Source organism: Sodalis sp. RH16 (assembly GCF_047324245.1).
Taxonomy (GTDB): domain Bacteria; phylum Pseudomonadota; class Gammaproteobacteria; order Enterobacterales; family Enterobacteriaceae; genus Acerihabitans; species Acerihabitans ligni.
In genome coordinates, this window is record NZ_CP178737.1 from 2,655,398 (window position 1) to 2,673,369 (window position 17,972).

Genomic DNA, 17,972 nt, shown 5'->3' on the forward strand with positions numbered 1-17,972 from the left:
TCATGACGGTAATCATCATTGGCGGCGGCATGGCCGGCGCCACCCTGGCGCTGGCATTGTCCCATCTGACCGGGGGGCGGCTCGACATCGATCTGGTGGAAAGCGCCGCTCCTGAAAGCCATCGCCACCCCGGCTATGACGGCCGGTCCATTGCCCTTGCCCAGGGGACCTGCCGGCAATTAACCGCTATAGGCGTCTGGCCGGCGCTGATGCCCGGCGCTACCGCCATTACCCAGGTGCAGGTCAGCGATCGCGGCCACCTCGGCAAGGTGCGGCTTGACGCCGGGGATTACCGGGTGCCCGCGCTGGGTTACGTGGTGGAGCTGCATGACGCGGGGCAGCGGCTGTTTTCGCTGTTGCGCCGGGCGCCCGGCGTCAGGCTGCATTGTCCCGCCACCGTCGCCACCCTGACCCGGCGCCGGGACGATGTGGAAGTGCGGCTGGATAACGGCGGGGTATTGACCGGCCGGCTGGCGGTGGCGGCGGACGGTTCCCATTCTCCCGTGGCCCGGCAATGCAATATCCAGTGGCGGCAGCAGGATTACCGGCAACTGGCGGTCATTGCCAACGTTTCCACCGCCATGCCCCACCGGGGCAGGGCCTTTGAGCGCTTTACCGAACACGGGCCGCTGGCGTTACTGCCCTTGTCGGGGGGACGCAGCGCGCTGGTCTGGTGCTTGCCCGAGTCACGGCGGGAAGAGGTCGGCGCCTGGGATGACGCCCGGTTCCGGGAGGCGTTGCAGACGGCGTTCGGCTGGTCCCTCGGGCGGATTGTTACCGTGGGGCAACGGCAGATTTATCCCCTGCACCTGCGTACCGCCTCGCATCATATCTCCCATCGCCTGGCGCTGGTGGGCAATGCGGCGCAAACCCTGCACCCCATCGCCGGGCAGGGGTTCAATCTGGGGTTGCGCGACGTGATGACCCTGGCGGAGACGCTGGCGGACGCGGCGGGACAGGGGCTCGATCCCGGCGGCTATGCGGTATTGCAGCGCTATCAACAGCGTCGGTTGCCCGATCAGTCCGGAACGGTAGGCATTACCGACGGGCTAATCGACGTGTTTGCCAACGGGCACCCGCCGCTGGTGATTGCCCGTAATCTGGGGCTGCTGGCCATGGCGCATTCACCCTGGCTGCGGGACACCCTCGCGCGACGCACCCTGGGCTGGGTGGAGCGTTAATTTCCGGCCTTCAACAAGGACTTCAGCTATGCAAGCATTCGATGTGGTGATCAACGGCGGCGGAATGGTGGGTTTGACCCTGGCCTGCGGTCTGCAGGGCAGCGGCTTGCGCGTCGCGGTGGTGGAGCAGCGGATGCCGGAAGCGATTCCCCCGGCCGAAAGCCCGGCGCTTCGGGTCTCCGCCATCAATGCCGCCAGTCAGCGCCTGTTGCGGCATGTCCGGGTATGGGACGATATCGTCGCGGTGCGCGCCACGCCCTACCGGGGCATGGAAGTCTGGGATAACGACAGCTTCGGTAAAATCGCCTTTGACGGCGGTCCCTTGGGATTCGAGCAGCTTGGGCACATTATCGAAAATCCGGTCATCCATCAGGCACTGTGGCGCCGGGCCGCCGGGTTATCGGATGTCGAGCTGTTTTGCCCGGCGTCGCTACGGCAAGTAGCCTGGGGCGAAAACGAGGCGTTTATTACCCTGGATGACGATCGGATGCTGACCGCCAGGCTGGTGGTGGGGGCGGACGGCGCCGATTCCTGGCTGCGGCGCTATGCCGATATTCCGCTGACTTTCTGGGATTACCAGCATCATGCCCTGGTAGCCACCGTGCGTACCGAGCGCCCCCACGGCGGCATCGCCCGCCAGGCGTTTCACGGCGACGGAATTCTGGCGTTTCTGCCGCTGGCGCAGCCCGATGTCTGTTCCATCGTCTGGTCCCTGCCGCCGGAGTCGGCGGAGCAGCGGCGGCAAATGCCGGCGGAGCAATTCACCGCGCAATTGGCCCGACACTTTAATCTGGCCCTCGGTTTATGCACGCTGGAAAGCGAACGGTTGACATTCCCCCTTACCGGCCGCTATGCCCGGGATTTCGCCGCGCACCGTCTGGTGCTGGTGGGAGACGCGGCGCATACCGTCCATCCGCTGGCGGGGCAGGGGGTGAATCTGGGATTGATGGATGTGGCCGAATTGCTGTCTGAACTGCAGCGATTGCAAATCGCCGGCAAGGATATCGGCCATTATGCCTATCTGCGCCGCTATGAACGGCGCCGCAAGCACAGCGCCGCCGTTATGCTGGCGGGCATGCAGGCCCTGCGTGAGCTGTTTGACGGCAACAATCCCCTCAAAAAATGGGTTCGTGACGCCGGATTGCGTTTAGCGGATACGCTGCCCGGTGTAAAACCTCGCCTGATCCGGCAGGCCATGGGGCTTACCGAACTGCCGGCCTGGCTGGATGAAGACGCCCGTTCGACTGAAAAAATCTAATCCAAGGGTTTTTTTTCATTATTATTTCTAATCCGAAGCCTCGGCAAAACGTATTCCAACAGCGTTTCGTCGGGGTTTTTTGTTATCAAATTTTGCGTTGAGGTCCTCCGATTTACCGTTTGTGCGCCGTTATAATCCCTTTGTCAGCATATCATGCTGATGAGGCGGGGAGCGTCGTTTAACATTATACTTCCCGGCGGGATAATTTAATTTATGGTTTCCCCCTGGATTAGGTGGTAACTTCTGGCAAAAGGTATCGTTTGCGCCGATGGAAGCTTATTTTTCGTATAGGCCGAAAGCGTCGGCGCCTTCCAGGACATTTGTTGTATAGCCTCAATAATTCGAGTTGCAATAAAGCCAATGTAATGCAACGTGAAGCATGGCGGTTATATCGTCTGAATTGACCACAAAGAGAGAAAAGATGGCCCAGCTGACATCGCTGTACGAACAGCACATCGCGTGCGGCGCAAAAATGGTGGATTTCCATGGCTGGATGATGCCGTTGCATTATGGTTCGCAACTGGAGGAGCATCACCAGGTCCGCCGGGACGCCGGCATGTTCGATGTTTCCCATATGACCATCATCGATCTCCAGGGATCCCGCACCCGCGAATTTTTGCGCTACCTGCTGGCCAATGATGTGGCAAAGCTGACCCAGCCGGGCAAGGCCCTGTACACCGGGATGCTGAATGCGTCCGGCGGCGTGATTGACGATTTGATCGTTTATTTCCTGGCTGAAGAGGATTTCCGCCTGGTGGTGAATTCCGCCACCCGCGAAAAAGACGTTGCCTGGGTCACGGACCATGCCGAACCGTTTAATGTCCGGGTAACCGTGCGTGACGATTTAGCGTTGATCGCCGTGCAGGGACCGCAGGCCCAGGCCAAGGCGCGGACGCTCTTTACGCCCGAGCAGCTGGCGGCGGTGGCCTGTATGAAGCCCTTTTTCGGCGTGCAGTCGCAGGATTTGTTTATCGCCACTACCGGCTATACCGGCGAGGCGGGCTATGAAATCGCCCTGCCGAAAACCCGGGTGGAGTCGTTCTGGCAACAATTGCTGTCAGCCGGGGTCAAACCCTGTGGCCTGGGAGCGCGGGATACCCTGCGCCTCGAAGCCGGCATGAATTTATATGGGCAGGAAATGGACGAAAGAATTTCGCCCCTGGCCGCCAACATGGGCTGGACCATCACCTGGCAGCCGGAAGACCGTGATTTTATCGGCCGTGAGGCGCTGGAAGCCCAGCGCCGCGCCGGCACCGAACAGCTGGTGGGCCTGGTGCTGACCGAAAAAGGGGTGCTGCGCAACGAACAAACGGTGCATTTCACCGACAGCAACGGCAACCGGCAGACGGGGATCATCACCAGCGGCTCCTTTTCCCCGACGCTCGGGGTCAGTATTGCCCTGGCCCGCGTACCCGCAGGTATCGGCGAGCAGGCTATAGTATTAATCCGTAACCGCGAAATGCCGGTTAAGGTGACCAAACCCGGTTTTGTCCGCGCCGGTAAACCGGTCGTTCAATTTTAACTTTGCGAGAGTGAGGATGGCGATGAGCAGCAGCGTGCCTAAAGAACTAAAATACACCACGTCCCATGAGTGGGTCCGTGACGAGGGCGAAGGCGTTTACAGCGTCGGTATCACCGAACATGCCCAGGAGTTGCTGGGAGACATGGTATTTATCGATCTGCCGGAAGTGGGCGCCGAATTCGCCGCCAGCGATGATTGCGCCGTGGCCGAGTCGGTAAAGGCCGCTTCGGATATCTACGCGCCCATCAGCGGTGAAATCGTGGCGGTGAATGAAGAGCTTGAAGCTTCGCCGGAGCTGGTGAACAGCGCGCCTTATACCGAAGGCTGGCTGTTTCAAATCAAAGCCGCCGACGAGAGTGAAGTAGCCGCATTGCTCGATGCCGATGCCTATGAGGCCACCCTCGACGAAGAAGACGACGAAGACGAATAACCGCCGCACGGCCCCGGTGAACCATCCGGGGCTTTTCCCGACCCGTTTGTGATTTCCCCCGTCCCATGCCCGATGCAGGAATTGTAGTTTATGACCCAGACTCTCAGCCAGCTTGAACACCATGACGCGTTTATACAGCGCCATATCGGCCCTTCCCCGGAACAGCGGGCGCATATGCTTTCAGCCGTCGGCGCCGCCACTCTGGACGCGCTGATTGGCCAAATCGTTCCCGCGGATATTCAGCTTTCCGCCCCGCCGGCGGTGGGCGAGGCCGCCACCGAAGCCCGGGCGCTGGCTGAGCTGAAAGCCATTGCCGGCCGTAACCGGATCTGCAAAACCTATATCGGCATGGGCTACAGTGCGGTCATCACCCCGCCGGTGATTTTGCGCAACATGCTGGAGAACCCGGGCTGGTATACCGCCTATACGCCTTACCAGCCGGAGGTGTCGCAGGGCAGGCTGGAAGCCTTGCTGAATTTTCAACAGCTGACGCTGGACTTGACCGGCCTGGATATCGCTTCCGCCTCGCTGCTGGATGAAGCCACCGCGGCGGCGGAAGCCATGGCGCTGGCCAAACGCGCCAGTAAACTGAAACAGGCCAACTGCTTTTTTGTCGCCGACGATGTGCACCCGCAGACGCTGGATGTCGTGCGCACCCGGGCGCGCACCTTCGGTTTCGATCTGGTGGTGGGCCAAGCCGAAGCGGCGCTTGAACAGCCGGGGGTATTCGGCGTCTTGCTGCAGCAGGTAGGCACCACCGGAGAGCTCCATGATTACCGCGAACTGCTGGCGGCCCTGAAAGCCCGCCGGATAGTCAGCTGCGTGGCGGCGGACATGATGGCGCTGGTGCTTTTGGCGGCGCCGGGGGCCCAGGGGGCCGATGTGGTGTTCGGTTCTTCCCAGCGTTTTGGCGTACCTATGGGGTACGGCGGACCGCACGCGGCATTTTTCGCCGCCCGCGACGAGGTGAAACGTTCCATGCCGGGCCGCATTATCGGCGTTTCCCGCGACGCGGCGGGCAATACCGCCCTGCGCATGGCGATGCAAACCCGCGAGCAGCATATCCGGCGCGAAAAGGCCAATTCCAATATTTGCACCTCGCAGGTTCTGCTGGCGAATATCGCCGGCTTGTATGCCGTTTACCACGGACCGGCCGGGCTTAAACGTATCGCCGGGCGTATCCACCGCCTGACCTCGATCCTGGCGGCGGGCTTGACCGCCGCCGGCATCACGCCGCGTTTTGCCCGCTGGTTCGATACCCTGACGCTGGATGTGGCGGATAAGGCCGCGGTGCTGGAGCGCGCGCGGGAAGCCGGCGTTAACCTGCGTGCCGACCTGGACGGCGCGGTGGGGATTACCCTGGATGAAACCACCGGGCGCGAGGATATCGCCGCCCTGTATGCCATTCTCACCGGCAGCCGGCAGGCGCTGGATATCGATGCCCTGGATGCCGGCATCGGCGAGGTGATTCCGGCGCAATGGCTGCGTACCACCCCCATCCTGACCCATCCGGTCTTTAACCGCTATCATAGCGAAACCGACATGATGCGGTATATGCACCGGTTGGAGAACAAAGACTTGGCGCTGAACCAGGCGATGATCCCCCTGGGCTCGTGCACCATGAAGCTGAACGCCGCCGCGGAAATGATCCCCATTACCTGGCCGGAGTTCGCCGAACTGCATCCGTTCTGCCCGCCGGAACAGGCTGCCGGCTATCAGCAGATGATAGCGCAGCTCTCCCGTTGGCTGGTGCAGTTGACCGGCTATGACGCGCTGTGCATGCAGCCCAACTCCGGCGCCCAGGGCGAGTATGCCGGCATGCTGACCATACGGCGCTATCATGAGAGCCGTAATGAGGGCAACCGCCATATCTGCCTTATCCCCAGCTCAGCCCACGGCACCAATCCGGCCTCGGCGCAGATGGCGGGTATGTCGGTTATTGTGGTGGCCTGCGATAAGCACGGCAATATCGATTTGCACGATTTGCGTGAGAAAGCCGAACAGGCCGGCGATGAGCTGTCCTGCATCATGGTGACCTATCCTTCCACCCACGGCGTTTACGAAGAGACGATCCGCGAGGTGTGCCAGATAGTTCATCAGTACGGCGGCCAGGTTTACCTGGACGGCGCCAATATGAACGCCCAGGTGGGCATTACCTCGCCGGGCTATATCGGCGCGGACGTGTCGCATCTTAACCTGCATAAAACATTCTGCATTCCCCATGGCGGCGGCGGACCGGGTATGGGACCCATCGGCGTGAAAGCCCATTTGGCGCCGTTTGTTCCGGGCCATGCGGTGCTGCATATGGACGGCGTGCTGACCCGGCAGGGCGCGGTCGCCGCCGCGCCGTTCGGCAGCGCCTCCATTCTGCCCATCAGCTGGATGTATATTCGCATGATGGGGGCCGAGGGTCTCAAACAGGCCAGCCAGGTGGCGATTTTGAATGCTAACTATATCGCCAGCCGTTTGAACGCCGCGTTTCCGGTGCTCTACAGCGGTCGCGACGGCCGGGTGGCCCATGAGTGTATTCTGGATATCCGTCCGCTGAAGGAGGCGACCGGTATCAGTGAAATGGATATCGCCAAGCGTTTGATCGACTATGGTTTCCATGCGCCCACCATGTCGTTCCCGGTGGCCGGTACGCTGATGGTGGAGCCCACCGAATCGGAAAGCCAGGGGGAGCTGGATCGCTTTATCGACGCCATGCTGGCGATTCGCGGCGAGATTGATAGAGTTGCTAAAGGGGAGTGGCCGCTGGAGGATAATCCGCTGGTTAACGCGCCGCATATCGAGCGCGAGCTGGCGGGGGAGTGGACTCATCCCTATAGCCGTGAGACGGCGGCTTTTCCGGCGGGCTTTGAGCATAAGTACTGGCCGAGCGTCAAGCGGCTGGATGATGTGTATGGGGATCGCAACCTGTTCTGTTCCTGTGTGCCGGTAAGCGATTACGAGTAGGGAAACGGCGGGCAGAGCCGGCATGCGCTCCCTTTAACACGCTCGTTGCAGGTCCGGCGATCGCGGGCCTAGCGCGCCATGAGGCACTCGGTCGGGCGGAAAAACCACGCCCGATTCGACCTCATTGCCACGCTCTCCCTTTAACACGCTCGTTGCAGGTCCGGCGTTCGCGGCCCTTCGTTAAATTGCTGTATGGGGTTTCGATGAGGCGGCTTGTTGTGTACAATGCAACAAATGTCGGATAAGGTCATCTCATCATTGTCGAATAACAAATCAAATATGCCAATAACCCGAGATGTGCGCCTGCCGGTGCAGGAGCGTTCAGCGGCTCGTATGGCCAAGGTGCTGGACGCCGCGGAGCGCATGCTGGCGGACGTGGGGCCGGAAAAAACGTCGATTCCCGCCCTGGCTGAAGCGGCGGATGTTCCCCGCGCCGCCATTTATCCCTTCTTTCCCGATAAATATGCCCTGTTTTCCCACCTGGCGCGTATTCATATGGAGCGCCTGCTGGATGCCTTGGCGCATTCCCGGACCGGGCACGCCGGTACCTGGCGGGCATGGGTCGAGACGGCAATCGAGGAGACGGCGGATTATTATAACGCCCATCCGGTGGCGAGCGTGCTGTTGCTAAGGGGCTCATTCGCCGACAGCGATCATGATGCTCATGGCGCCAAGAATGCGGCCATTGGCGATCTGCTGCGCGCCAAGGCGGCAAGCCTGGGGGAACTGCGGGCGCTGCCGGCGGTGCCGGATGCGGCGACTATCGCCGTTGAGATTGCGTTCGCCTGTATGAAGCACGGCTACGGGAAGGAAGGCCGGATATCGCCGGCGATTTGCCGGGAGGCGACACGGGCCGTGACGGCGTATCTTGCGCGCTGGGACGGTGGCGATGTCGGCGATTCACCGGCATAGCATTATCCTGCACCGATCCGCCCCGTGACTTTTTTGCGCAGCAACGCATAGCATTGCGCCAGTATAAACAGGCCGGCCTGGGTAAGCACAATACAAGGGCCGGTGGCGCCGTCGATATGGAAACTCAGCAGCGTGCCGGCAAAGCATGACAGGACCGATACCGCCGTCGCCGTGAGCAGCAGCCGGTCGAAGTGCCGGCATAGCAGCAGGGCGGTCATGCCCGGCGCTATCAGCATGGCGATGACCAGTATTATCCCCACCGCCTGCAGGGCGGCGACGATGGTGAGCGCCAGCAGGCACAGTAGGCCGTAATGCAGCCGGCCTACCGGCAGCCCTTGTATCCTTGCTTGCGCCGGGTCGAAACAATACAGCATCAGGTCCCGGCGCTTCACCAGGATAATCACCGACGCCGCGGCGATTATCCCCAACAGGTGGTTCAGGCCGGACCGGCTGATGCCCAATACATTGCCGAACAGAATATGGCTGAGGTGCTGGTGGGTATCGACCCGGGAAAACAGCACCAGCCCCAGGGCGAACATGCCCGAATAGACAATGCCCATCACCGTGTCTTCCTTGACCCGGCAGTGATCCTTGATATAGCCGGTGGCGGCGGCGCAGGCGATGCCGGCGCCAAAAGCACCGACAATCATCGGCAGGCCGGCCAGATAGGCCAGTATGATGCCCGGCAAAACCGCATGAGAAATGGCGTCCCCCATCAGCGACCAGCCTTTTAATACCAAAAAGCACGACAGCAGGGCGCAGACGATGCCAGTGGCGACGGCGGCAATCATCGCCCGTTGCATAAACGGGAACACAAAGGGCTCCGTTACATAGTCAAGCCAGCCGGTCATAACGGTTTGCTCGTGATGCGGCGACGGCGACGGGCCGCCAGCAGGCCGTGCCGGGGGGCGAACAGGAACGCCAGCAGGAAGAGCAGGGTTTGCAGCGTGACAATCACACCGCCGGTGGCCCCGTCGATAAAGTAGCTTAACCAGGCGCCGCCGGCGCCGGTGATAATACCGGTAAGCACGGCGATGATGATCAGCCGCGGGAAACGGTCGGTGAGCAGATAGGCCGTCGCGCCGGGAGTGATGACCATCGCGATCACCAGGATGGCCCCCACGGTTTGCAATGCTGCGACGGTGCACGCGCTCAGCAGGGTGAAAAAGATGATTTTCAGCCGCAGAGGCGACAGACCGATGGTGGCGGCATGGCCCTCGTCGAAAAACACCGCCAGCAGATCCCGCCAGATAAGACATAGCACCAGAAAGGAAATGCCGATGATAATCATCACCTGCCTGGCATCCTCATCGGCGATGCCGAGGATATTGCCGAAAATAATCGACTGAACGTTAACGCCGGTAGGGTTGAGGGAGACAATCAGCAGGCCGGCGGCAAGAAACGCGCTGAATACCAGGCCGATTACCGCATCTTCGCGCAGGCGGGAATAGTGGCGGGCCAGCGCCATCAGCAGCGCCGCCAGCATGCCGGTAAAAAACGCCCCGGCGGCGATGGGCCATCCTAACGCATAGGCGCCCGCCGCACCCGGCACCACCGAATGGGATAACGCATCCCCCATCAGCGACCAGCCCTTGAGCATAAGATAAGCGGACAGAAACCCGCAAACGCCGCCTACTATGGCGCTCATCCAGATGGCCTTGGCCATATAGTCATACTGCCAGGGTTGCAGCAGCAGCGACATCATGGCCGAATCCTCATACCATCGACATCGACATCGACATTGCCGGTGCCAATATCAGCGCCGGCGCCGGTTGTGGCAAGGGCTGCCGGTGGGTGCTCCGGCAGCGTGCCGAGCCGCAATGCGCCGCCGAAAACCCGCTCCAGATTCTGGCGGGTAAAGGTGGTGTCCACCGGGCCGGCCGCCATAACGGTGCGATTGATCATCACTACCCGATCGCAGTACTCCGGTATGCCGGCCAAATCATGGGAGGCCACCAGGATCAGATGGCCCTGATCCCGCAGCGACCGAAGCAGCCCGATGAGGATATCTTCCGTTTGCACATCGACCCCGGTGAAAGGCTCATCCAGCAGCATCACCCGGCCCTGCTGCGCCAGCGCCCGGGCCAGGAACACCCGCTTGCGCTGGCCGCCGGAAAGCTCGCCGATCTGGCGATGGCGCAAGTCCCATAGCCCGACGCGGTCCAATGCCTCTTCCACCCACCGTTTGTCCCGTGCCGAGGGAATGCGCAAAAAAGACATGGCGCCGTACCGGCCCATCATTACCACATCCCTCACCAGCACCGGGAAACTCCAGTCCACCTCTTCCGCCTGGGGGACATAGGCGATAAGGTTTTTTCGCAATGCGTCGGCCACCGGCAGGTTGTCCAATGTGACCATACCCGCGGCGGGCCGCACCATGCCCAATATGCTTTTAAACAGGGTGGATTTGCCGCTGCCGTTCATGCCGATTAAGGCGCAAAGCGTGCCGCCGCAGAGGCGGAAACTGGCGTTGCTCAGGGCGGTATGGCCGTTGTTATAGGTTACGGTCACTCCGTCCATCCGCAGCTCGGGCCGATAGAGCGGGGTCATAAGCCGAATCCTTTGGCAATGGTGTCCGTGGTTTGGTAAAGCAGGCTAAGGTAGGTGGGCACCGGCCCGCCGGCCGCCGAAAGGGAATCCACATACAGCACGCCGCCGTACAGCGCGCCGGTCTCCTTGCTGACCTGGCGGGCCGGCTTGTCCGATACGGTGCTTTCGCTGAAGATCACCGGGATGCCATACTCGCGCACCTGGTCAATGACATGGCGGACCTGCCGGGGCGTGCCTTGTTCTTCCGCATTGATGGGCCAGAGGTAAAGCTCGCGCAGGGCATAATCCCGCGCCAGGTAGCTGAAGGCCCCTTCACTGGTGACCAGCCAGCGAAGAGTAGCGGGGATCCGGTTCAGCCGCGCTCGCAGCGGCGCGTCCAGGGCGGCGATTTTAGCCGCGTAATCCCGGGCGTTGCGGTTGTAATCGGCGGCATGGGCCGGATCGTGTAACACCAGCGCTTTACGGATGTTTTCCACATAGATAAGGGCATTGCCGGCGGACATCCAGGCATGGGGATTGGGATTGCCGCGATAGGGACCGGCACGGATCGGCAACGGCTCGACGCCCTCGCTGACAACCGCCGAGGGGACGTCACGGACATTTTCATAAAAACGCTGGAACCAGCGCTCCAGGTTCAAGCCGTTCCAGAGCACCAGATCCGCCGACTGGCTTTTGACGATATCCCGCGGCGTCGGTTGGTAATCATGGATTTCCGCCCCGGGTTTGGTAATGGACTCCACCATAGCCGCATCCCCGGCCACATTTTGCGCTATATCCTGCAGCACGGTAAAGGTGGTGATGACCCTGAATTTTTTTTCGCCGTGGGCGCCGCCGGCGGCGAAAAACAGCAGACAGCCCAGCAGGATCCACCATGACGCGGCGGTTGGAAAGGGTTGGCGCTTTAGCGGGTTCGTCAGCATACAGTCGATTGGCGGCAATATCATTAACAGGTGATAAAATTATGTCCATATATAGCACAGGCTATATTGTATAGCAAAGGCAATTTTAATGGACATCAACCAACAGACCGCCGCTGCCGGGTTGTTTATCATCCGCCGACGGTTACAATGCTATGCTTGCCGTTGTAGCTGCCGGCAGACAGATCATCCAGGCCGAAAAACAACCATGAGGAAATACCATGAACCGCCCGGAGAAAGACGCGTTCCCCATTCCCGCCGGCCAACTGGTCGATGCGAGGGAACATGCCCAGGGGTTTATGCAGGTCAGGCAGGCCCACCGGTCGGAACTGATGGACGATTACATCGAGCTGATTGCCGACCTTATCCAGGAGCGGGGAGAGGTTCGCCAGGTGGAGCTGGCCGCCCGCCTGGGGGTGGCGCAGCCCACGGTGGCCAAGATGATCAAAAAATTGTCCGCCGCCGGTTTGATCAGGCAGCTACCCTACCGGGGCGTATTTCTCACCGCCGAAGGGGAGATCATGGCGGCAAAAAGCCGTAAACGGCACCAGATTGTGGAATCATTCCTGCTGGCGCTGGGTATCAGCGCGGAAACTGCCCGCCGGGACGCCGAGGGCCTGGAACATTATGTCAGCGAGGAAACCCTGGATGTATTCCAGCGGTTTACCGAACAGGCCCAAAGAGGGAACGGACGATGAGGGTGTGCGGTGAACATCGTCAAAGTCCGCCGCCCGCTCGGACAAGCGTCGGTCGCCACAGGCGATTAATTAAGCGATAATCCGAAATTTCCATACTGCTTTTGCCCCGGGCCACGTATAATCCCCTCCCGGCGAAATAACCCCTTCAAGAGTGCATGTATGGTTTCCACCAGTTTGATCCAACCCGAACGCGACCTGTTCTCCTATCCGCTCTATTGGGCGGAATGCTACGGCACCGCGCCGTTTCTACCCATGTCGCGCGAGGAAATGGACCAATTGGGCTGGGATAGCTGCGACGTGATTATCGTCACCGGCGATGCCTATGTGGACCATCCGAGCTTCGGCATGGCCATCGTCGGCCGCATGCTTGAGTCGCAGGGGTTTCGTGTCGGCATCATCGCCCAGCCGGACTGGACCGATAAGCAGGACTTTATGCGGCTGGGCAGGCCCAACCTGTTTTTCGGCGTGACCGCCGGCAACATGGATTCCATGATCAACCGCTATACGGCGGATCGCAAACTGCGGCATGACGATGCCTATACGCCGGGCAATGCCGGCGGCAAGCGCCCGGATCGCGCCACGCTGGTATACAGCCAGCGCTGCAAGGAAGCCTATAGCGAGGTACCGGTGGTGCTGGGAGGGATTGAGGCCAGCCTGCGGCGTATCGCCCATTACGATTACTGGTCCGACACCGTGCGCCGTTCGGTCCTGGTGGATGCCAAAGCCGATATGCTGATCTACGGCAATGGCGAACGGCCCCTGGTGGAGTTGGCGCACCGGCTGGCGGCGGGCGAATCCATCGGCGACATACAGGATGTACGGAATACCGCGGTGATGCGCAAAGGCCCCTTGTCAGGCTGGAGCGGCGTGGATTCCACCCGGCTCGATAACCCGGGGCGCATCGAGCCTATGCTCAATCCTTACGGCGACGACCTGCCGTGCGCCGGGGGCGAGGTGCCGGCATCCCGTGGTAAACCCGTCACCGTGCGGGCCGCCAAACCCAAGCCCTGGGAAAAGACCTACGTGCTGCTGCCCTCCTTCGACAAGGTCAAGGGCGATAAAGTCATGTACGCCCACGCCTCGCGTATTCTTCACCATGAAACCAACCCCGGCTGCGCCCGGGCGCTGATGCAGCAGCACGGCGACAGGTATGTCTGGATCAATCCGCCGGCCATCCCCCTTAGCACGCCGGAAATGGACAGCGTTTTTGCCCTGCCGTTCCAGCGCCTGCCGCACCCGGCGTACGGCAAGCAGGTGATACCGGCTTACGAAATGATCTACACCTCGGTCAATATCATGCGCGGCTGCTTCGGCGGCTGTGCGTTTTGTTCCATCACCGAGCATGAAGGCCGCATTATCCAGAGCCGTTCGGAAGAGTCCATCATCCGCGAAATCGAAGAGATACGCGACAAAGTACCGGGCTTTACCGGTATCATCTCCGATCTCGGCGGCCCCACCGCCAATATGTATATGCTGCGCTGCACTTCGCCGCGCGCCGAACAGACCTGCCGGCGGGCATCCTGCGTCTATCCGGAAATCTGTCCCCATATGGATACCGACCACGCGCCCACCATCAAGCTCTATCGCCGCGCCCGCGCCTTGCCGGGCATCAAGAAGATCCTGATTGCCTCAGGGGTCCGCTATGATCTGGCGGTAGAAGATCCGGCCTATATCAAAGAGCTGGCGATGCATCACGTAGGGGGCTATCTGAAGATCGCGCCGGAGCATACCGAACCGGAACCGCTGTCCAAAATGATGAAGCCGGGCATGGGCAGCTATAAACGCTTCAAGGAACTGTTTGACCTTTATTCCAATCAGGCGGGTAAAAAGCAGTACCTCATCCCTTATTTTATTGCCGCCCATCCCGGTACCCGGGACGAGGATATGGTCAATCTGGCGTTATGGCTTAAGAAAAACCGCTACCGCCTCGATCAGGTGCAGAATTTTTATCCTTCGCCGCTGTCCAGCTCCACCACCATGTATTACAGCGGCAAAAATCCCTTGGGGAAGGTGGATTATGACAGCGAAGACGTGGTGATACCCAAAGGGGATCGCCAGCGCCGGCTGCATAAGGCCCTGCTGCGCTACCACGATCCCGCCAATTTCCCGTTGATTCGCGCCGCGCTGGAACAAATGGGCAGGCAAGACTTGATTGGCGGTCGCCGAGAATGCCTGGTACCGGCTCCCGGCATTGAAGAACAGCGCGAACTGCGCCGCACGCGGCGCTACACCCGGCCAGCGATGACCAAACATACCGGCGCCGCCCCACAGCCGGCGATGACCAAACATACCGGCGCTGCCCCGCGGCCGGCGATAGCCAAACGTACCGGAGCTGCCCCGCGGCCGGCGGCGGCGGTGAAACCGGCCCTAAAGCCCGCGCGCAGCCGTAAACCTTGAGAATGACAGGGGGGCTTATTTCAGCCAGCCGTTTTGCTGAGCCTGGTTGAGATGGTGTTTCAAATGCTCCCAAAGTGCGGGATAGACATCGCCGATAAAGGCGTTGCGGGTTAATACCTGCTCCAGCCGGATACCGTTTTCCACCCAGCTTTGCCCTTGATTATGCAGATTCATCAGTACCGGCATCAGCCTGTCGAGCAGCAGGGCAAATTGCGCGTCCGCCGTTTCGCCCGCTTCATATTCCAGCCACAGCTGGTGAAAGTGTTGGCGCTGCGGTTCCGGCAGCAGGCCGAACAGCCTGACCGCCGCCGTTTCTTCCAGATCGTGCACCGCATGACGGCCCGCCAGATCGTACACCAGCACATCGCCGGCATCGATTTCAACGATATCGTGCACCAGCGCCATCTGGGTCACCCGGTTGATATCCACCTTGTCGCCGGCGTAGGGCGCCAGGGCCATGGCCGCCACGGCGAAATGCCAGCTGTGCTCGGCGGTATTCTCCTGCCGCTGCGTGCCCAAAACCTTGGTACGGCGTTGAATGTTCTTGAGTTTATCGATTTCCATCAAAAAAGCGACGACGTCGGTTAATTCTCCGAACGCCAATGCCGGTAATTCCTGCAACATGCTTACCCCAACGGCCAGACAGTGAAGCGCATCATTGTAGGGCAAAAAGGGTTTGAATTCGAATGCGGCGATAAAGGAATATCGGTTGATGGCGGACATATTTTGTTTAGCTTACGCGTGTACACTGGAATTATTCTCAGTTAAGCTTGTCCATGTACCAGATGTTTTAGCAAAAGACGTACGAGGAAGTGTAAGAATGGCTAATAAATTATTAGCTCAAGGCTATACGCTGGCGGAAGAGATAGCCAACAGCGTCAGCCACGGTGTCGGTTTGATATTCGGTATCGTCGGGCTGGTTCTGTTGCTGGTGCAGGCCGGGGATGTGGGCGCCGACGTCACCGCCATGACCAGCTACAGTCTATACGGCGGCAGCATGATCCTGCTGTTCCTGGCCTCCACCCTCTATCACGCCATCCCCCATCCACCCGCCAAGCGGTGGTTGAAAAAACTGGACCACTGCGCCATTTACCTGCTGATTGCCGGCACCTATACGCCTTTTTTGCTGGTGGGACTGGCCTCGCCGCTGGCGAAAGGGCTGATGGTCGTCATCTGGGGCATGGCGTTAGTAGGGGTGATTTTCAAACTGGCGTTTGCCCATCGATTCGAGGTGGTGTCGCTGATTACCTATCTCACCATGGGCTGGCTGTCGCTGGTGGTGATTTATCAACTGGCGCAACGTCTGCCGGTGGGCGGCCTGACGCTGCTGGCGGTGGGCGGGCTAATCTATACGGTGGGGGTGATTTTTTACGCCTGCAACCGCATCCCGTTCAACCATGCCATATGGCACGGTTTTGTGCTGGGCGGCAGCCTGTGCCATTTTCTGGCCATCTATTTCTATATCTGAATTTCATATCTGACCAACGGTATGCCGGCCTGGCCGGCCCTCTACTCCCTGGCGAGGGGTGGGGCCGGTGCGGCCGCAATGGCATCAATAGCCGTAACGGATGGCATCCTTGCTTTTTTGCATCAGCGCGTCGATTTTTTGCGCATACGCCTCAATGCCCTGGCTGTCTCCGGAGCGGGCGCTTTCACGCTGTTTCTGATTATAGACTTTCATCAACTGCGCCTGGGCAAAGCCGGGTTTACCGTAGCACTCCATGCTTTTTTCCCAGCAGGCAATGGCGCTATCGATATCATTTTGCTCGGAAAAGCGTTTACCCAAGTCATTAAGCGCTTTCGCGCAGTCCTGGGGCGACAGCCCCCGGGCCAGAATTTCCTCTATAGTGGTGTCCATAGGATCTCCATTATCGATCAATGAAAGAAATTGAGTATATGTCCGAATATCAGACCGACGCTGATAACATCCGAATCGCTGAAGGTGACATTGGCGAAGCCATACTGGCCGAGCAGCGGTAACAGCAGCGCCGGCAGCAGGGTTATAAAGAGCCCGTGAAAGATGCCGCCGATAATCGCACCCCGCCGTCCGCCCACCGCATTACTGAATATTCCGGCGGTGCCGCCGGCAAAAAAGTTGGTCAGCATGCCCGGCAGGATCATTGCCAATCCGACCCAGGGGAAAAGAAACATACCGATCACCGAACCGATGGTGGTGGAGATAAAGCCGATGATTACCGCATTAGGCGCGTAGGGGAACAGCACCGGGCAATCGAGGGCGGGTACGGCGTTCGGCACAATGCGCATGGCGATGCCGCGAAACGCAGGCACGATCTCCGCCAGCAGTAAACGTACCCCGGATAATAATACATAGACGCCGACGACGAATTGTATCGCTTGTAAAAATGAGAACACCAGATAGTTGACCCCTTTCGAGTAAGCGGCAACGACATCCGGGCCGGCGGCGATGGACGGGATCAGATAAATGGGTATCATCACCACCATCATCGATAAATAGGTGTCTTGCAAAAACGACAGCGATTGGGGAAGTTCGAGATCTTCGGTGCTTTTGCTGACGTCGCCGGTCAATTTCGCCACTCCGGCCTGAACGATATATCCCACGGTACAAAAATGGCCAAGGGCAATATCATCGGAGCCGGTTATCTTGCGGACAATGGGTTGCGCCAGGGCAGGCATACATACTGCCATCAGTCCGGCAATAACGCCGCCTATAATAATCAGTTCTGCTCCCCGTAACCCGCCCATATAGCCGATAACGGAGCATACCGTTGCCATCCAGAGCGAAGCCTGTCCGGTTAGAAAAATATATTTGAAACGAGTGAAACGGGCGATGAGTATATTGACGCAAAAAGCCAAAACCATAATGAGCGCCGTTTCCCGCCCCAGAGTTTGCTGCGCGATACCGGCGATAGAACCTACGTCGGTCACCACGCCACGCATATTGAACCCTTTTTGGAAGACCTCTCCCAAAAAATTGAGCGCATTGACAATGATATTAGCACCGGCCAACAGAACCAAAAAACCCAGCAGCGTTTTCAAGGTTCCGGTTATCACTTGGCCCGGGCTTTTCTGCTGGGCAATAAGCCCGATCATGGCGATTAGCGAGATCAATATCGATGCCTGTCCCAGCACATCATTGACGATAAAATGAAGGAAAGCCATATAAAGCCCCT

Annotated in this window: 16 protein-coding genes; 9 read left to right on the forward strand and 7 right to left on the reverse strand. The window is 59.7% G+C overall.

What is annotated here, in order from left to right; genetic code table 11:
* Nucleotides 1–2: 2 nt before the first annotated feature.
* The 6 genes from ubiH to ACL2XJ_RS12225 all read left to right on the forward strand — a co-directional run bounded on the left by ubiH (nucleotide 3) and on the right by ACL2XJ_RS12225 (nucleotide 8,258).
* Nucleotides 3–1,181, forward strand: coding sequence for a 2-octaprenyl-6-methoxyphenyl hydroxylase (gene ubiH / locus ACL2XJ_RS12200; RefSeq protein WP_132923363.1), 1,179 nt, complete (start codon nucleotides 3–5; stop codon nucleotides 1,179–1,181).
* A 28-nt stretch (nucleotides 1,182–1,209) separates the two neighbouring features.
* Nucleotides 1,210–2,439, forward strand: coding sequence for an FAD-dependent 2-octaprenylphenol hydroxylase (ubiI, locus tag ACL2XJ_RS12205; RefSeq protein WP_413726614.1), 1,230 nt, complete (start codon nucleotides 1,210–1,212; stop codon nucleotides 2,437–2,439).
* A gap of 421 nt (nucleotides 2,440–2,860) precedes the next feature.
* Nucleotides 2,861–3,961 (forward strand): glycine cleavage system aminomethyltransferase GcvT, encoded by a 1,101-nt coding sequence (gene gcvT, locus ACL2XJ_RS12210; protein WP_413726615.1) that lies wholly within the window; start codon nucleotides 2,861–2,863, stop codon nucleotides 3,959–3,961.
* Nucleotides 3,962–3,983: 22 nt separating this feature from the next.
* Nucleotides 3,984–4,391 carry a glycine cleavage system protein GcvH gene (gene gcvH, locus ACL2XJ_RS12215; RefSeq protein ID WP_203522762.1) on the forward strand — a complete coding sequence of 136 codons (408 nt, stop codon included), beginning with the start codon at nucleotides 3,984–3,986 and terminating at the stop codon, nucleotides 4,389–4,391.
* A 90-nt stretch (nucleotides 4,392–4,481) separates the two neighbouring features.
* Entirely contained in the window at nucleotides 4,482–7,346 is a 2,865-nt protein-coding gene (gene gcvP / locus ACL2XJ_RS12220; RefSeq protein WP_413726616.1) for an aminomethyl-transferring glycine dehydrogenase, read from the forward strand.
* 279 nt (nucleotides 7,347–7,625) lie between these two features.
* Nucleotides 7,626–8,258 carry a TetR/AcrR family transcriptional regulator gene (locus tag ACL2XJ_RS12225; protein ID WP_203522760.1) on the forward strand — a complete coding sequence of 211 codons (633 nt, stop codon included), beginning with the start codon at nucleotides 7,626–7,628 and terminating at the stop codon, nucleotides 8,256–8,258.
* Nucleotides 8,259–8,260: 2 nt separating this feature from the next.
* On the opposite strand, the gene ACL2XJ_RS12230 is transcribed toward ACL2XJ_RS12225, so the two are convergent.
* The 4 genes from ACL2XJ_RS12230 to ACL2XJ_RS12245 are packed head-to-tail and all read right to left on the reverse strand — an operon-like array spanning nucleotide 8,261 to nucleotide 11,728.
* Entirely contained in the window at nucleotides 8,261–9,109 is an 849-nt protein-coding gene (locus ACL2XJ_RS12230) for a metal ABC transporter permease (RefSeq protein ID WP_413726617.1), read from the reverse strand.
* Nucleotides 9,106–9,963 (reverse strand): metal ABC transporter permease, encoded by an 858-nt coding sequence (locus tag ACL2XJ_RS12235; protein WP_413726618.1) that lies wholly within the window; start codon nucleotides 9,961–9,963, stop codon nucleotides 9,106–9,108. The genes ACL2XJ_RS12230 and ACL2XJ_RS12235 overlap by 4 nt, the downstream gene beginning before the upstream one ends.
* On the reverse strand, nucleotides 9,960–10,808 hold the full coding sequence (locus ACL2XJ_RS12240) for an ATP-binding cassette domain-containing protein (protein WP_413726619.1): 849 nt from the start codon (nucleotides 10,806–10,808) through the stop codon (nucleotides 9,960–9,962). Before ACL2XJ_RS12240 ends, ACL2XJ_RS12235 begins: the two co-directional genes overlap by 4 nt.
* Nucleotides 10,805–11,728 carry a metal ABC transporter substrate-binding protein gene (locus ACL2XJ_RS12245; RefSeq protein ID WP_413726620.1) on the reverse strand — a complete coding sequence of 308 codons (924 nt, stop codon included), beginning with the start codon at nucleotides 11,726–11,728 and terminating at the stop codon, nucleotides 10,805–10,807. The genes ACL2XJ_RS12240 and ACL2XJ_RS12245 overlap by 4 nt, the downstream gene beginning before the upstream one ends.
* 218 nt (nucleotides 11,729–11,946) lie before the next feature.
* On the opposite strand from ACL2XJ_RS12245, the gene mntR reads away from it, so the two are divergent.
* Both mntR and ACL2XJ_RS12255 read left to right on the forward strand, forming a co-directional pair.
* The gene (mntR, locus tag ACL2XJ_RS12250; protein ID WP_132923354.1) at nucleotides 11,947–12,423 is read left to right on the forward strand and encodes a manganese-binding transcriptional regulator MntR; all 477 of its coding nucleotides are present in this window, start codon (nucleotides 11,947–11,949) and stop codon (nucleotides 12,421–12,423) included.
* Nucleotides 12,424–12,582: 159 nt separating this feature from the next.
* The gene (locus ACL2XJ_RS12255) at nucleotides 12,583–14,820 is read left to right on the forward strand and encodes a YgiQ family radical SAM protein (protein ID WP_413726621.1); all 2,238 of its coding nucleotides are present in this window, start codon (nucleotides 12,583–12,585) and stop codon (nucleotides 14,818–14,820) included.
* A 15-nt stretch (nucleotides 14,821–14,835) separates the two neighbouring features.
* Here the strand turns inward: ACL2XJ_RS12255 and ACL2XJ_RS12260 are convergent, their stop codons facing one another.
* Nucleotides 14,836–15,444: an HD domain-containing protein gene (locus ACL2XJ_RS12260; RefSeq protein WP_413726887.1), complete on the reverse strand. Its 609-nt coding sequence runs from the start codon at nucleotides 15,442–15,444 to the stop codon at nucleotides 14,836–14,838.
* Nucleotides 15,445–15,640: 196 nt separating this feature from the next.
* On the opposite strand from ACL2XJ_RS12260, the gene trhA reads away from it, so the two are divergent.
* Nucleotides 15,641–16,288, forward strand: coding sequence for a PAQR family membrane homeostasis protein TrhA (gene trhA / locus ACL2XJ_RS12265; RefSeq protein WP_132923352.1), 648 nt, complete (start codon nucleotides 15,641–15,643; stop codon nucleotides 16,286–16,288).
* Between the two features lie 84 nt (nucleotides 16,289–16,372).
* On the opposite strand, the gene ACL2XJ_RS12270 is transcribed toward trhA, so the two are convergent.
* Nucleotides 16,373–16,678, reverse strand: coding sequence for a hypothetical protein (locus ACL2XJ_RS12270; protein ID WP_413726622.1), 306 nt, complete (start codon nucleotides 16,676–16,678; stop codon nucleotides 16,373–16,375).
* Between the two features lie 17 nt (nucleotides 16,679–16,695).
* Complete coding sequence (locus tag ACL2XJ_RS12275) at nucleotides 16,696–17,961, reverse strand: PTS sugar transporter subunit IIC (RefSeq protein ID WP_132923350.1); 1,266 nt, start codon at nucleotides 17,959–17,961, stop codon at nucleotides 16,696–16,698.
* Nucleotides 17,962–17,972: the final 11 nt, after the last annotated feature.

What these genes read in the sequence shown, in the direction of transcription:
- ACL2XJ_RS12255 (WP_413726621.1), top strand. Translation starts at nt 12,583, where the DNA reads ATGGTTTCCACCAGTTTGATCCAACCCGAACGCGACCTGTTCTCCTAT.
- gcvP (WP_413726616.1), top strand. Translation starts at nt 4,482, where the DNA reads ATGACCCAGACTCTCAGCCAGCTTGAACACCATGACGCGTTTATACAG.
- gcvT (WP_413726615.1), top strand. Translation starts at nt 2,861, where the DNA reads ATGGCCCAGCTGACATCGCTGTACGAACAGCACATCGCGTGCGGCGCA.
- gcvH (WP_203522762.1), top strand. Translation starts at nt 3,984, where the DNA reads ATGAGCAGCAGCGTGCCTAAAGAACTAAAATACACCACGTCCCATGAG.
- ACL2XJ_RS12260 (WP_413726887.1), bottom strand. Translation starts at nt 15,444, where the DNA reads ATGTTGCAGGAATTACCGGCATTGGCGTTCGGAGAATTAACCGACGTC.
- ubiH (WP_132923363.1), top strand. Translation starts at nt 3, where the DNA reads ATGACGGTAATCATCATTGGCGGCGGCATGGCCGGCGCCACCCTGGCG.
- ACL2XJ_RS12225 (WP_203522760.1), top strand. Translation starts at nt 7,626, where the DNA reads ATGCCAATAACCCGAGATGTGCGCCTGCCGGTGCAGGAGCGTTCAGCG.
- trhA (WP_132923352.1), top strand. Translation starts at nt 15,641, where the DNA reads ATGGCTAATAAATTATTAGCTCAAGGCTATACGCTGGCGGAAGAGATA.
- ACL2XJ_RS12240 (WP_413726619.1), bottom strand. Translation starts at nt 10,808, where the DNA reads ATGACCCCGCTCTATCGGCCCGAGCTGCGGATGGACGGAGTGACCGTA.
- ACL2XJ_RS12235 (WP_413726618.1), bottom strand. Translation starts at nt 9,963, where the DNA reads ATGATGTCGCTGCTGCTGCAACCCTGGCAGTATGACTATATGGCCAAG.
- ACL2XJ_RS12245 (WP_413726620.1), bottom strand. Translation starts at nt 11,728, where the DNA reads ATGCTGACGAACCCGCTAAAGCGCCAACCCTTTCCAACCGCCGCGTCA.
- ubiI (WP_413726614.1), top strand. Translation starts at nt 1,210, where the DNA reads ATGCAAGCATTCGATGTGGTGATCAACGGCGGCGGAATGGTGGGTTTG.
- ACL2XJ_RS12230 (WP_413726617.1), bottom strand. Translation starts at nt 9,109, where the DNA reads ATGACCGGCTGGCTTGACTATGTAACGGAGCCCTTTGTGTTCCCGTTT.
- mntR (WP_132923354.1), top strand. Translation starts at nt 11,947, where the DNA reads ATGAACCGCCCGGAGAAAGACGCGTTCCCCATTCCCGCCGGCCAACTG.
- ACL2XJ_RS12275 (WP_132923350.1), bottom strand. Translation starts at nt 17,961, where the DNA reads ATGGCTTTCCTTCATTTTATCGTCAATGATGTGCTGGGACAGGCATCG.
- ACL2XJ_RS12270 (WP_413726622.1), bottom strand. Translation starts at nt 16,678, where the DNA reads ATGGACACCACTATAGAGGAAATTCTGGCCCGGGGGCTGTCGCCCCAG.